Annotated in this window: 15 protein-coding genes and 1 pseudogene; all 16 read left to right on the plus strand. The window is 40.2% G+C overall.

Annotation, left to right across the window (positions count from 1 at the left end; genetic code table 11):
- Nucleotide 1: 1 nt before the first annotated feature.
- The 16 genes and pseudogenes from I872_RS03320 (at nucleotide 2) to I872_RS03390 (ending at nucleotide 14,622) form a co-directional block, all read left to right on the plus strand.
- On the plus strand, nucleotides 2–976 hold the full coding sequence (locus I872_RS03320; protein WP_015604742.1) for a nucleoid-associated protein: 975 nt from the start codon (nucleotides 2–4) through the stop codon (nucleotides 974–976).
- Entirely contained in the window at nucleotides 976–1,578 is a 603-nt protein-coding gene (locus I872_RS03325) for a lysozyme family protein (protein WP_015604743.1), read from the plus strand. The genes I872_RS03320 and I872_RS03325 overlap by 1 nt, the downstream gene beginning before the upstream one ends.
- 220 nt (nucleotides 1,579–1,798) lie before the next feature.
- Nucleotides 1,799–2,296 carry a GAF domain-containing protein gene (locus I872_RS03330; protein ID WP_015604744.1) on the plus strand — a complete coding sequence of 166 codons (498 nt, stop codon included), beginning with the start codon at nucleotides 1,799–1,801 and terminating at the stop codon, nucleotides 2,294–2,296.
- Nucleotides 2,296–3,960 carry a DNA polymerase III subunit gamma/tau gene (gene dnaX / locus I872_RS03335; RefSeq protein WP_015604745.1) on the plus strand — a complete coding sequence of 555 codons (1,665 nt, stop codon included), beginning with the start codon at nucleotides 2,296–2,298 and terminating at the stop codon, nucleotides 3,958–3,960. Before I872_RS03330 ends, dnaX begins: the two co-directional genes overlap by 1 nt.
- A 38-nt stretch (nucleotides 3,961–3,998) precedes the next feature.
- A complete protein-coding gene (locus I872_RS03340; RefSeq protein ID WP_015604746.1) occupies nucleotides 3,999–4,190 on the plus strand; it encodes a DUF3272 family protein in 192 nt (63 codons plus the stop codon).
- Between the two features lie 212 nt (nucleotides 4,191–4,402).
- On the plus strand, nucleotides 4,403–5,686 hold the full coding sequence (aroA, locus tag I872_RS03345; protein WP_015604747.1) for a 3-phosphoshikimate 1-carboxyvinyltransferase: 1,284 nt from the start codon (nucleotides 4,403–4,405) through the stop codon (nucleotides 5,684–5,686).
- Entirely contained in the window at nucleotides 5,679–6,155 is a 477-nt protein-coding gene (locus I872_RS03350; RefSeq protein WP_015604748.1) for a shikimate kinase, read from the plus strand. The genes aroA and I872_RS03350 overlap by 8 nt, the downstream gene beginning before the upstream one ends.
- Nucleotides 6,152–7,000: a prephenate dehydratase gene (pheA, locus tag I872_RS03355; protein ID WP_015604749.1), complete on the plus strand. Its 849-nt coding sequence runs from the start codon at nucleotides 6,152–6,154 to the stop codon at nucleotides 6,998–7,000. Before I872_RS03350 ends, pheA begins: the two co-directional genes overlap by 4 nt.
- Complete coding sequence (locus I872_RS03360) at nucleotides 6,997–8,472, plus strand: LCP family protein (RefSeq protein WP_015604750.1); 1,476 nt, start codon at nucleotides 6,997–6,999, stop codon at nucleotides 8,470–8,472. The genes pheA and I872_RS03360 overlap by 4 nt, the downstream gene beginning before the upstream one ends.
- Before the next feature lie 182 nt (nucleotides 8,473–8,654).
- Nucleotides 8,655–10,025, plus strand: coding sequence for a 23S rRNA (uracil(1939)-C(5))-methyltransferase RlmD (gene rlmD, locus I872_RS03365; protein ID WP_015604751.1), 1,371 nt, complete (start codon nucleotides 8,655–8,657; stop codon nucleotides 10,023–10,025).
- Nucleotides 10,026–10,375: 350 nt separating this feature from the next.
- A pseudogene (locus tag I872_RS12470) lies at nucleotides 10,376–10,486 on the plus strand (hypothetical protein); the annotation flags it as partial.
- A gap of 30 nt (nucleotides 10,487–10,516) precedes the next feature.
- Nucleotides 10,517–10,768: a hypothetical protein gene (locus I872_RS12475; RefSeq protein ID WP_015604752.1), complete on the plus strand. Its 252-nt coding sequence runs from the start codon at nucleotides 10,517–10,519 to the stop codon at nucleotides 10,766–10,768.
- Between the two features lie 96 nt (nucleotides 10,769–10,864).
- Entirely contained in the window at nucleotides 10,865–11,464 is a 600-nt protein-coding gene (locus tag I872_RS03375) for a hypothetical protein (protein ID WP_015604753.1), read from the plus strand.
- Between the two features lie 205 nt (nucleotides 11,465–11,669).
- Nucleotides 11,670–12,353, plus strand: coding sequence for a hypothetical protein (locus I872_RS03380; RefSeq protein ID WP_015604754.1), 684 nt, complete (start codon nucleotides 11,670–11,672; stop codon nucleotides 12,351–12,353).
- A 300-nt stretch (nucleotides 12,354–12,653) separates the two neighbouring features.
- Nucleotides 12,654–12,821: a hypothetical protein gene (locus I872_RS03385; protein ID WP_006153932.1), complete on the plus strand. Its 168-nt coding sequence runs from the start codon at nucleotides 12,654–12,656 to the stop codon at nucleotides 12,819–12,821.
- Between the two features lie 139 nt (nucleotides 12,822–12,960).
- Nucleotides 12,961–14,622, plus strand: a complete 1,662-nt coding sequence (locus I872_RS03390; RefSeq protein ID WP_015604755.1) for a hypothetical protein — start codon at nucleotides 12,961–12,963, stop codon at nucleotides 14,620–14,622.
- The last annotated feature ends 30 nt before the right edge of the window (nucleotides 14,623–14,652 follow it).

Below are 14,652 nucleotides of genomic sequence, written 5' to 3' on the forward strand. Positions count from 1 at the left end.
GATGGACATTTATGTAAAGAAGGCCATCATTCATCAATTCAACCCAGCTGATACGGACTTGCTGTTGGCGGATAAGTTTCTTAATATCACTCCCAAGATTGAAGAATACTTGCGCAAGAAAATCGAGCGAGTTTATTCTGATGAGGCTAAAACAGGCATTTTCGATCCTGAAAATGTCTTTTTAGCCCAACTTTCGGACGACTTATTGGAAACATCCGTGACAGTGGCCAAGCTTTGGCAGGAAGAGTTTTCGGTCAGTGAGAACCAGAAAACCAACGATTTGATTTTCGTTCAGTTTGAGAAAGAAGGGGTGGAGCACTTTGCTTTTCTGCGGATTGCTCTGCGGGAAACCCTGACTCACTTGGGTGGCGAGGTTGACAATCCTATCAAGCTGACACAGAACAATCTGCCTGGCTTTGGTACGGGTGCGGACGAGGCTCTGGTCATCAATCTCCAGTCTCGCAAGTACCATCTGATTGAAAAGCGCATCAAGTACAATGGTGCCTTTCTCAACTATTTTTCTGACAATCTCTTGCAGGTTAGTCCTAAGATTTCACCAAAAAAATCCATAAAAACGCTGGAAAAAACGGCTCAAAAGATTGCTGAAAGTTTTAACAAAGACGATTTTCAGTTCCAGTCCAAGGTCAAATCCAGCATTTTCAAAAATCTGGAAGAAAATGATGAGTTGTCACCAGAGAAGTTGGCGGACGAGCTGTTTGACAGCAATCTGACTGCCCGACTTACCTTTATCGACCAGGTCAAGGAAACTGTACCAGAGCCAATCAAGTTTGACGAGATTGACAGCAGTCGCCAGAAAAAGAAGTTCGAAAATCAAAAATTGTCCCTCTCTAATGGAATAGAGCTGATCGTTCCAAATAATGTCTATCAGGATGCTGAATCCGTGGAATTTATCCTGAATGATAACGGAACTTATTCTATTCTCATCAAAAATATCGAGGATATTCAAAGTAAATAATGTTTAAATTTATCAGAAGATTGATTTTGCTCATCATTCTGGCTGCCATCGCGATAAAAGGCTATCAAGTCCATCGTGATGTTAAGCAGGTTATGACCTATCAAAGCTTGGTTAGAGAAGTGCTGGACGAGCAGGACACAGCGGCTAATGAAGAGCTGGTTCTGGCTATGATTTACACCGAAACCAAGGGAAGAAAGAGCGACCTCATGCAGTCTAGTGAGAGTGCAACAGGCGAAATCAATTCGATTACAGACAATAAAGAAAGTGTTCGGCAAGGTATTCAGACTTTATCGGACAATCTAGAGTTGGCCAGCGAGAAAAAAGTGGATGTCTGGACGGCAGTTCAGGCCTACAATTTCGGTCAGGCCTATATCGACTATGTTGCGCAAAATGGCGGCGAGAATACGCTCGAGCTTGCAAAAAAATACTCAAAAGAAGTGGTTGCTCCGAGTCTTGGCAATGTGACTGGAAAAACCTATTCATACTATAATGTACTTTCCATTTTTTACGGGCCCAAGCTTTATATTAATGGTGGAAATTACTACTATTCGCGTCAGGTACGACTAAATATGTACCTTATCCGCTTTATGGGGTGGCTGTAAAAAGATGAGTTGAGCATGACTTGCGTTTCTATAGCATCAGGGGCTGGGATGGATAATCTCAGCCTCTTATATTTTGAGCAGGAAAGATGAAGCTTAGGACTATCCTTTGTGGCGGTCAGAATAAGAAAATGTTTTTCAACTTGAAGCTCGGACTAGAAAAGAAGCTAAAAAAATTTTATTTTTTCTTCTGTAGGACGTGCTTTTTGATATAATAGAAAGTATGAATAAAAGGGAAAAAATTTCAAATTATCAACTATTACTGGCTCAGCTGGAAGCCTTGTTGGAGGGTGAGACCAACGCTTTGGCCAATCTATCCAATGCTAGCGCCCTGCTCAATCAAGCCCTGCCTAATTCTGTTTTTACTGGTTTCTATCTTTTTGATGGGAGCGAGCTGATTTTAGGGCCTTTTCAGGGCGATGTTTCCTGTGTCCATATTGCGCTAGGCAAGGGTGTCTGTGGTGAATCTGCGGAGAAAAAGCAGACGATTATCGTGGATGATGTGACCCAGCATGCCAACTATATCTCCTGCGATAGCCGGGCTAAGAGCGAAATTGTGGTGCCCATGGTAAAAGAAGGCCGACTGCTTGGAGTGTTGGATTTGGACTCAGCCTTGACGGGGGATTATGATGATGTAGACCAGGAATATCTGGAAAAATTTGTCCAGATTTTGCTTGAAAAAACGACTTGGAATTTTGAAATGTTTGGAGAAAAAGCCTAATGTATCAAGCTTTATATCGAAAGTACCGCAGTCAGACCTTTGGTCAGCTGGTGGGGCAGCAGGTAGTAGCCACTACTCTGCGGCAGGCTGTGGAGCAAGGTAAAATCAGCCATGCCTATCTCTTTTCTGGCCCACGTGGGACAGGGAAGACCAGTGTTGCCAAGATTTTTGCCAAGGCTATGAACTGTCCGAAGCAAAAGGACGGCGAGCCCTGCAATGACTGCTATATCTGTCAGGCTATCACTGAGGGGAGCCTTGAAGACGTTATCGAAATTGACGCAGCTTCTAATAATGGAGTTGATGAGATTCGTGATATTCGGGACAAGTCAACCTATGCGCCTAGTCTGGCCAAGCATAAGGTCTATATCATTGACGAGGTGCACATGCTCTCGACTGGGGCTTTTAATGCCTTGCTCAAGACTTTGGAAGAGCCGACAGAAAACGTGGTCTTTATCCTAGCAACGACAGAGCTGCATAAGATTCCAGCGACCATTCTTTCCCGCGTCCAGCGTTTTGAGTTTAAGTCTATCAAGACACAGGACATTATTGGTCATATCAAGTGGATTTTGGAGCAGGAAGGAATTGACTTTGAGCAAGAAGGTGTGCAGATTATTGCTCGTCGAGCTGAGGGCGGGATGCGAGATGCCTTGTCTATCCTCGATCAGGCTCTTAGCTTGACTCAGGAAAATCGTTTGACTACGGACATTGCTGAGGAAATCACAGGCTCTATCAGTTTGGGAGCCTTGGATGCCTACGTAGCTGCCTTGATTGCTCATGATGCAGTAGCAGCCTTGGATAATCTCAATCTTATTTTTGGTAGCGGCAAAAACATGGCCCGCTTCGTGACGGATCTCCTGCAATATCTGCGTGATTTGCTTATTGTCAAAACTGGCGGAGAGAATACTCATGCCAGCGAGCTCTTTCTGGAAAATCTTAAGACACCGCAGGATACTCTCTTTGCTATGATTGATATGGCGACCAAGAGTCTAGCAGACATCAAGAATAGCCTGCAACCTAAGATTTATACAGAAATGATGACCATTCGACTAGCAGAGGAACAAGCAAGCTTAGATCAGCTTCCTGATAACTTGGCAGAAGAACTGTCTAATCTCAAGCAGGAAATCCAGCAGCTCAAGCAGCAATTAGCCAATGTCGGCAGTCAGCCAGCTCCAGCAACTAAGAAATCAGAGGCACGACCTCAAAAAGCTAAGACCTATCGAGTAGACCGCAATAAGGTCAATGCCATCTTGGAAGAAGCGGTGGAAAATCCTGACTTGGCTCGCAGCAATTTGACTAAGCTGCAAAATGCTTGGGGTGAAATCATCGAGAGCCTGGCAGGAGCTGACAGGGCACTGCTCATTGGTTCGCAGCCAGTTGCAGCCAATGAGAACCATGCTATTTTAGCTTTTGAGTCTCATTTCAATGCTGAGCAAACCATGAAAAGAGAAAATCTCAACACTATGTTTGGGAATCTGCTCAGCAATGCTGCTGGCTTTTCACCAGATATTCTGGCTATTTCTCTCGAGGACTGGACTCAGATTCGGGCAGAATTTTCAGCTAGAAGTCGTAGTAATAAAGCAGAAGCAGCTGAAAAGCAGGAAGAAAGTTTGATACCAGAAGGCTTTGATTTTCTAGCAGAAAAAATCACTGTTCAAGATGATTGAATTTAGATTTTTATGATTTTTCATGCTATAATGGAAGAATGAATAGACGACAATTTATAGTAATGGCGGCTTTTACAGCCCTAGAAACATATTTTTTTAATGAAGCAATCATGTCTGAGCACTATCTGATGGCTATTTTCTGGGCCATTTTGATTGGTCGCAATCTGCAGATTAGCTATGTCATGGGGCGGATTATGGATGAGATTGATAAGCATTTAGGACACAAATAATGGGTAAATCAGAGATTGACTAGAGCAAGAATCTAGCCCTCTCGTGTTTTTGACAAGGAATAAAGGGAGGCTGAGAGACGATTGTCGCAGCCTCTTTTATCATGTAGGAGAGACAAAAAAGACTAAGAAGTGGGAATGAATACAATAAATTTTTAGAAAATTGCTATTTTTATGATAAAATAGAAGTTAGTAGCAAATTGAAAGGGGCATCTATGAAGTTAAGAACAAAGGCAAAAGGTTTGAATGGTCGTATCCGTGTACCGGGCGACAAATCAATCAGTCACCGTTCGATTATGTTCGGGAGCTTGGCCAAGGGCCTTACAGTGGTTCACGATATTTTGCGAGGTGAAGATGTCCTTTCTACAATGCAGGTCTTTCGTGATTTAGGTGTCAAGATTGAAGATGACGGAAAGACTGTCAAAATCCATGGTGTTGGTTTTGATGGCCTCAAGGCGCCGAACAATAAATTAGATATGGGCAATTCAGGAACCTCCATCCGCTTGATCTCAGGTGTCTTGGCAGGTCAGGACTTTGCAGCAGAGATGTTTGGGGATGATAGTTTGTCCAAACGTCCGATGGATCGGGTAACCCTGCCTCTTAGTCAAATGGGTGTGGATATTTGGGGGCAGACAGAACGAGATTTACCGCCTCTTCACATCCATGGCCGAAAAGATTTAAAGCCTATTCATTATCAGTTGCCAGTGGCTTCCGCTCAGGTCAAGTCGGCCTTGATTTTTGCAGCCTTGCAGGCTCAAGGTGAGTCGGTCATTATTGAAAAGGAAATCACCCGTAACCATACAGAAGATATGATTGTCCAATTTGGTGGTCAAATTGAGGTCAAGGGTAAGGAAATTCGTGTGCAGGGTGGTCAGACCTTTACTGGACAAGAAGTGAGAGTGCCGGGTGATATCTCCAGCGCAGCCTTCTGGCTGGTTGCAGGCTTGATTATGCCCCAGTCCAAAATCGTCCTTGAAAATGTTGGAATCAATGAAACTCGGACGGGGATTCTTGATGTTATCAAGGCAATGGGCGGCAAGATGACCCTTTCTAATATAGATGAAGTGGCCAAATCCGCCACGATTACCGTTGAGACTTCTGAGCTGAAGGGAACGGAGATTAGCGGAGAGATTATTCCGCGCTTGATAGACGAGCTTCCGATTATCGCCCTTTTAGCCACCCAAGCTGAAGGCAGAACGGTGATCCGAGATGCCGAGGAGTTAAAGGTCAAAGAAACCGATCGAATTCAGGTTGTCGCAGATGCTTTAAATAGCATGGGAGCAGCCATTACCCCTACAGCAGATGGCATGATTATTGATGGGAAAACGCCTCTTCATGGTGCAACCATCAATACATTCGGTGACCATCGTATTGGAATGATGGCAGCCATTGCGGCTCTATTAGTTTCGGATGGTCAGGTGGAGCTGGAGCGGGCAGAGGCTATCAATACCAGCTATCCTAGCTTCTTCTCAGACTTGGAGGGCTTAGTGAATGGCTAAGATTTTACTTGGCTTCATGGGAGCAGGAAAATCAACAATTGCGAGAGCCTTGTCAGCAGATTTTCTGGATATGGATGAGCTGATTGTCCAAAAAATCGGCATGCCCATCCAAGAGTATTTTGCTAAATACGGCGAGCCAGCCTTTAGAAAAATTGAAGCTGAAGTCTTGGCTGAGTGTATTCACCAGGATGTCGTCCTTTCTACGGGAGGCGGTGTTGTCTTGAGTGCAGAAAATCGTGATTTATTATCCGAAAATGCCCAAAATATTTATCTGAAAGCTGACTTTGAGACCCTCTTTCGTCGGATTAAGCAAGATCAGGAAAATCAGCGCCCCTTGTATCTGACCAAGAGCAAGGCAGATTTGCAGGAGATTTTTGAAGAAAGGCAGGCTCTCTATGAGGCGGTCGCGACACAAACAATTGACGTGGTAGGAAAAACGCCACAAGAAATTATTGAGGAAATTCAATGAGAGTTGCATTTTTAGGACCCAAGGGTTCCTTTTCCCATCATGTTGCCCAAGAAGCCTTTCCCCAAGCAGACTTGGTACCTTATCAAAATATCACAGAAGTGATGAAGGCTTATGAAGGGAAAGAGGTGGATTATTCGGTTGTTCCCGTGGAAAATTCGATTGAAGGAAGCGTCCATGAGACCTTGGATTATCTTTTCCATCAAGCTGAGATTCAAGCAGTGGCAGAGATTGTTCAGCCCATTAAGCAGCAGTTATTGGCGACTAGCTTAGATAAGCCCATTGAGAAAATCTTTTCTCATCCTCAGGCGCTTGCTCAAGGGAAGGGCTATATTCGCCAGCATTATCCAGAAGCAGCGATTGAAATTACAGCTAGTACAGCCTATGCGGCTCGTTTTGTGGCTGAGCATTCTGACCAACCTTTCGCCGCTATTGCACCGCGGACTGCGGCAGTCGAGTATGGTCTGCAAGTGGTGGCCCAAGATATTCAGGAAATGGAGGAAAATTTTACTCGTTTCTGGATTTTAGGACAGACCACTCCCACTCTTAGGCTTGAAAAGCAAGAGGAAAAACAGAGTTTGGCTTTGACTTTGCCAGATAATCTGCCCGGTGCCTTGTATAAGGCCTTATCAACCTTTGCTTGGCGTGGCATTGACCTGACAAAGATTGAAAGCCGCCCTCTTAAAACAGCCCTAGGGGAATATTTCTTTATTATTGATATTGATAATGAACGGAAAGAATTAGTGGATTTTGCTTACCAAGAGCTTGCTACACTTGGTATCACCTTTAAAATTCTAGGCAGTTATCCCGTTTTTCTGATTCAGGATTATAGATTGGAGCAGATATGAGCAGAACAGAAAATCTGAGTCGACACGAACAGCTGCGACTAGATTATCTCCATACAAATTACTACTATCTGAATGCAAATGAGAAGGAGGAGTATAATTACCTCCGCCAAAAGGCAAAAGGTCGGTCGGACATTGCGCAACAGACATCTAGAAAGGCGTCTGCAAAGGCAACGGTGCAAGCTTCCTCAGAAGATTCGAGGACAGATTCATCAGGCTTGTTACCTAAGTACCCAGGAAAAGGTGCTTTTAGAAGAAAACAAAAGCAAGCACCTACTTCTTCGCAAGAAGAACAGGCTAAAAAGGCGAGCATACAGGCTTCTTCAGAGTCTATGAGGACAGATTCATCGGGCTTGCTACCGGAATACCCAGGGAAAAACTCTCTCAGCAGAAGTCAAAAGAACTCCCGTCCATCCTCGAAGCAAGAAAAAAAGAAGCCAAGCTCCAAAACGTATACAAGATTTAATCTTAAGCGCGTGCTTATGTGGTTCTTTATTTTTGTGATTTTGGTTGTATCTGGTATGCTCTTCATGTTCTTCAAAGGCTTAAATACATCGAGGCCAGGAAATCTTAAAGCAGCTGATGTTGAGTACTTTGATGGTCATGATACTCGAGATGGCATCAATATCCTTGTTTTGGGAACCGATGGACGAATCGGAGATAAGTCAACGGAGACTCGCACGGATTCGATTATGGTCCTGAACGTCGGCAATAAAGATCATAAAATGAAATTAGTCAGCTTTATGCGTGATACACTGATTCATATCGATGGCGTCAGCAATTCCTACACGGAGCCAACAGATGATGATTATTACGATCAAAAGTTGAACGCTGCCTATACTTTGGGTGAGCAAGACAATCACCGTGGAGCTGAAGCAGTGCGTCAGGCTTTGAAGGATAACTTCGATCTTGATATTAAATACTATGCTCTAGTGGACTTTAACACCTTTGCGACTGCGATTGATACCCTCTTTCCAAATGGTGTATTTATGGATGCTCAGTTTTCGACTATTGATGGTGAAAAAGTCACGGAAGTGGAAGTTCCAGATGATTTGAACATGAAAGATGGAGTCGTTCCTACTCAAATCATCAAGGTTGGCCGCCAGCACATGGATGGACGGACGCTCTTAAACTATGCCCGCTTCCGTAAGGATGATGAGGGTGACTTTGGTCGTACCCGTCGCCAGCAAGAAGTCTTGACGGCTGTCATGCAGCAGATAAAGGATCCTACCAAGCTCTTTACGGGCTCTGAAGCAATCGGAAAGGTCTTTGCCTTGACTTCAACCAATGTGCCCCAGAGTTTTCTCTGGACCCAGGGCTTGTCCTTGGTGCTTGATTCACGCAATGGGATAGAGCGCCTCACTATACCAGAACTAGGTGACTGGACAGATACCTATGATATGTATGGTGGTCAAGGACTCTTGATTGATTTTGAAGCCTATAAAGAAAGATTACAACAAATGGGCTTAAGATAGGGCTCTTATGATATAATGGGAAGTGGCAGATTTTGTCTCTTCCTTTTCTTTTTGGAAAATAGCAGAGCAGAAATGTGAACATCTTTTCCAATAGGAAGAAAGAAATAAACAGTAGAAAATCCTTTGATTCCCTGCTTTAGTATCATTGCAGTTGAGCGCAAGATTGATTAGAAAGTAAAAAAATGTTAAAAAAGAACGATATTATTGAAGTAGAAATTGTGGATCTGAGTCATGAGGGAGCGGGTGTAGCCAAGGTAGACGGCCGCGTCTTTTTCATTGAAAATGCCCTGCCGAGTGAAGTGATTCGCATGCGCGTCCTCAAGGTCAATAAAAAAATCGGCTTCGGCCGAGTTGAGGAATTTATGAAAAAGTCTGACCAGCGCAATGAGCATGTCGATTTAGCCTATTTGCGGACTGGAATTGCTGATTTAGGACACTTGGCATACCCAGCCCAGCTGGCTTTTAAAGGCAAGCAGGTGCAGGACTGCCTTTATAAAATCGCGGGTATTTCGGACGTAGAAGTGCTGGAGACACTGGGCATGGATCAGCCGCTGGCCTACCGCAATAAGGCTCAGGTGCCAGTTCGCCGTGTCAATGGACAGCTGGAAACCGGCTTTTTCCGAAAAAATTCTCATGATCTCCTGCCGATTGAGAACTTTTATATTCAGGATCCAGTTATTGACCAAGTCATTGTTTTTGTACGCGATTTGCTGCGCCGTTTCGACCTCAAGCCTTACGATGAAAAGGAAGGTACTGGCCTGATTCGCAATCTGGTTGTTCGCCGTGGCCATTATTCTGGTGAAATCATGGTGATTTTGGTGACCAGTCGGCCTAAGATTTTCCGAGTGGATCAACTAATTGAGCGTTTGACAGAGGCTTTCCCAGCTATCAAGTCCATCATGCAAAATATCAACGACCAGCCGGGCAATGCCATTTTCGGTCGGGAGTTTCGGACACTCTACGGCCAAGACTTTATCACTGACAGCATGCTGGGCAAGCAGTTCCAGATTGCTGCGCCAGCCTTTTACCAAGTCAATACTGAGATGGCAGAGAAGCTGTATCAGACGGCCTTTGACTTTGCTGATTTTAAAAAAGAGGATATTGTGCTGGATGCCTACTCGGGTATAGGCACCATTGGTCTGTCGCTGGCTGACCGAGTCCAGCAGGTCTATGGAGTCGAGGTCATTCCTGAGGCCGTGGAAAATAGTCAGCGCAACGCAGAGCTCAACGGTATCAGCAATGCCAGCTATGTTTGCGCCCCTGCAGAACAAGCCATCCAAACTTGGCTGAACCAGGGAATCAAGGCGAATGTCATCCTAGTCGATCCGCCGCGCAAGGGCTTGACGGAAAGCTTTATCACTTCTAGTGTTAGCATGGATCCCCAGCGGATTGTCTATATCTCCTGCAATCCTGCCACTATGGCGCGTGATATCAAACTCTATCAAGAACTGGGCTACGAACTAAAGAAAGTCCAGCCAGTTGACCTCTTTCCGCAGACGCATCATGTTGAGGCGGTATCATTGCTTGTACGAGCTGAGTCATCAGCGAAGTAGAAGTAGATGTTCCGTCTATGCGATAGCTGTCGTAGAGTAAGGAGTTTACGACGAAACGCTACGGGAACAGCGAACCGTCGAGTGTGTAGGATTGATGGTGAAATTGTAAAAACTTTGTAACGAAAGGGATAATGAAAAGCTTTGATTGCAATGCTTTTTCTTATGTGCTAGGGAAGTATCGGAGTGAGAAAATTTTTGGAGTGAGTAGAAGTGATAGCTAGAAATTATCTAATCCTATTTCCATTTACTCTGTGAGTAGGTATTTGTTTTCATTGAAAAGGGGTTTTAGATGAAAGAAACATAACTAGCGGCCATGAATAAATTATTGAAATGCTTCTTTTACTACAAAGATTCTCTGTTCCGAATGTGTTTCAGTATTTGGTAGAAAAAATTGGACTACAAGTCGAGGTAAACGGAAGGTTTGGCAGTGTAACAATCGATATAGGATCAAAGGCCAGATTGGATGTTTAAACAATCATATAGATGAAGAAATGCTTGAGAAAGCCTTTATGAAAGCAGTTGGACTGCTACAAGAACATAGATCTGATGTTGTAGCTAAGTGGCAAAAGCTTGAGCAAGGAACAAATCTTCTCTATAAGCACTATGCCAAGCAGATGTATCAGATACTAGATTTAGATAAATTTGATGGAGTTATCATGAATCAAGTTCTCGACCGCATCAGTATTTCAGAAGCTGGACATATTGTAGTAACTTTCCTTGAAGGAACTGAGGTAGATTTATAAGAGACTGTGACTGGGAAGTTGCAGTCTTTTTAGGGGTTTAATGGTATAATGAGATTATAAATGTGGATATTGTTTAAATTCTCTGGAGGACACATAATGTTGAATTTAGTAAAAGGTCACCAAGTTAGCTTGGTAGAAAAACTGTTTGAATCATTTACAAAGTTAACTGAACATAATTTGATGGCGAATGTACACGCAGAAAAAATATTAGAGGTTTTTCAACACTTTATTGCGATTCATGACGAGCCTTTGTTTTTTATTTTGGAATTGCCTGTCAGTATTGATAGAGAAAAAGTGATAGCAAAGAATATTATCAAGGAATCCCATAAGGATGTTTATTATATTGATGGTTGTTCAAGAGAGGAATGCCTAGCACTGTTGATTAGATACGGTGATTTGCTTGTTAATGATGGACTAAGTAAGTTTGGATTTGGTGGGCACCAAAGTCATGATGAGATTATGCTTGATAGCTATAATGTTTTGACAATTTATAGTAAAGAACTATCGAAGTTTAATGATTTTTTTGAACCTCATAATATTCAATTTGTAGAAGAACTAGTAACGGCTTGGGAAACTTTTTCTGAGACCTCACCAGGAATCTCCGAAAGCTATGAAAGTAATGGAAAAACTGTTTATGATTTGCCTATAGAATTAGCTGAATGGGGAATATATTTAACTGAAACTCGAACAGAATAGGTATAACTATAGATTAGAAAAAGAATATTTCAATTCCTCTAATACCCCCAATTCAACTTTAGTAAATTTCTAAAAGGAACAGAAGTAAATCTGTGTGTAACTGCAACAAGTAAGTTGCAGTTTTTTGTTTTGAATAATGATATAATAGGTTAAGAAAATAATGAAAACGCTATATATTTGAAAGTTGATTAGGAAAGTAGGAATTATGGAAACAATCGATATGATTATTAAATCATCAACTGAATTTTATAACGATTTAAAAGCTGATGAACATGACAGATATCGTTCATGGGAACATTGCTATTCACATTTTATGACAGCTCGAAAAGAGAATGATGTGAATCTTGATTACCTGAGTTTACAACTTGCATTTTATTTAGCAAGTTGGGGGATGTATCGAGGTTCTTCATTTCTATTACAAAAGGATTATAGAGTACACATCCCTGTTGTGAGTGAGATTTTAAGCAACAAATATGATTCTCTAGCAGGAATAGAATGTAAAAATTTTAGAAATGAAAGTAATCAAAAATTGCTAAAGGAAATTAATGAATTTATTGCTAATTATTATGATGGAATCAGGCGTGAAGTAAAAGGTTCAGCACTAAAAAATAACTTATCAGAAACACTAATCACAAAGATACTGATGGGCACACTCGGTTGTGTTCCGGCATATGATAGATATTTTGTTTCTGGGGTAAGATCACAAAAGATTGCAAGTGGAACCTATAACATTAAATCTATTTTACAACTAGTAGATTTTTATGAAAAAAACATAGAACAATTAGATTCAGTTCAAAAGAATTTTATTGTTGCTGATATGCTGTATCCTCAAATGAAAATACTTGATATGGGATTTTGGCAGATTGGTTTTGACTTAGATAATAAATAACTATTTATGTCTAAATCTGGAGCTAATTTATGGATTTACTTTTAAATGGTGTGTTTTACCTTAAGAAACAAAAACAATAATAGTGAAATAGAGTTTAATATGTAAGCTGGGACTTGAGATAAACCTTTCTTAGAATTATGATGATTACCTTCAGATACAGTGTATTACATTATATAAAGAATTGACAAATTTAAATCTCTGAAGTATACTAAAGTAGTCCAGTGGAAACATTGGATAGGGCAACAATATACCCACCTATATATTTTTTTTGGCTTTCAAGCCTGAAAGGAGGTGTGTGCTATGAACTTAACTGTCTTAATTGACTGGAAGTTCGTTGTTGCCCTTGGCACAGCTGCGGTTGGAACCATTTTCGCTTTGAATATGGATTCTTCAGCAGCTGAGCGTGTTTCAATCCATGCGATTGAAGCTACTAAGGAGTTTGCAGTTGCTACTAAAAGCAACTGTTAACTCCTATATACTTGGAGAAGCACATAATCTTAGGATTTGATGTCTTTTTTATTTATAAAAATATTCAAGGTTAGAAAAATAATAGAAAAAAATTGACCGTTCATATATATATAAAGAAGAAATTGATAAAAATATAAATATGCTAAAGCATTTTATAGAATCTTGGGTGAAATCTCAGTCTATCCGGAATGAAGAACTTTTTCAATTTGCTGATGATGATTTCTATTTTTATCGTTTCACAGTAGAAAGACAGGAAAAAGCTGCTAAAATATTACTAACTAACATCCTTTGGAGGGTACTGAAGGAGTATAATATACCTGTAGAATATTCACATGATGCTCCATTTATTTTTATAATTAAAGAAAATCATGAACGAATAGGATATAGGTTAGTAGATTTCCTTGAAGATGAAGATATCAATAGTATTCTTAAATCTAGTCATGTCGATAAAGCGATTATCCTTAGAACTTCAAAAGGTAAGCAAACAAATAAATTAATTGAGCTAGAGAATCAACAATATAAAGATACAAATGTAAATATAAGAGCATTATCTATTCATGAATTTTATTTAAAACAATTTGGTGAAGAAGAATATAAAGCGTTTATTGATTCTATTGATAATTACCTAAACATTACAAAGGAAATCACAGGTTATAAATCTGTTAAATTTCTTTCTAAAATGAATCTGGCTTCAATAAAAATTTTTGCACAGAAAAAGCTTAGAGATTGGGATTATTTGAATTACAGGTATCAGATTATTAATGCAAGTGATAAGAAAGTCCAGAACTATTTATATCTCACTCAAAAAGATATTATTTTTGAAAATCTGGATGATATGCATAAATCATATATTTTCGATAAATTATATGAAACAATGGTAAGTTCGAACGAATATGCTACAAGTTTTATAACATCGGAATGGCTTTATGATTCGTTTAAGGGTAAAAAGAACTTTGATTACACCTCTGTCGTAAGTGGATACTTAAAGTCTATTGAACAGTTATTGTATAAGATTGTTATGCTCAATATTGATAACGATTGTAAAATAGCTATGAAACGAGATATGTTGAAAAAAGCTTTCAGACAGAATATCCCAGTTTTTGAGCTGATTGATAACAAATTTAATAAAGTTCCCGAAAATAAGCAGGGAAACAATTATAGGTTCACAAACTATCCATATATCGAATTTACGGAACATCAAAAAGTATTCATGGATAGTTCTATTGGAACTTTTGAGTATTTTTTAAGATGTAATAAGCATATTTTTTCAAATCCGGATAATGCAAAAACAGTTACTGACATGATTAGTTGTTTTAGAATTGAATGTCGAAACGGTTTCTTTCATACTCATAATTTAAATGATTGGGATTTAGTTGAAAAAATACGTAGAAATGCAATCTACCTTTATTTCGTTTTATTGGGATCATGTATTATTCCAGAAGAGAGGAAACATGAGTTAAATCTTATTCACCATGATCAATTTGATGAACTTTGTAAAAAAATCCGAGAATTTAAGAAGTATAATATATATTTTGAATTTGAATATGACGATGGTATAAAACATAATCTAGTATATGATATTCATAATAACACTATTGAATTTAATGATGATGGTGTAGAACATTATGATGGTCTTTTATTCTATAAAGTAGACGAATTTCAAGATTCCCTTAAAAAGATTGATAAAGGTGAGTTAGAAGATAAAAAGCTTTATTTAACTAGAGATAATTTACCGAAAAAGATTTTTGGAATTCATAGAAAACATCGTAACTTTGAATTTGAAGAGATTGTTTTTGATTAACAATAATTTTAATTGAATAGATAATTAGCT

This window comes from Streptococcus cristatus AS 1.3089 (assembly GCF_000385925.1).
Classification (GTDB): Bacteria; Bacillota; Bacilli; order Lactobacillales; family Streptococcaceae; genus Streptococcus; species Streptococcus cristatus_B.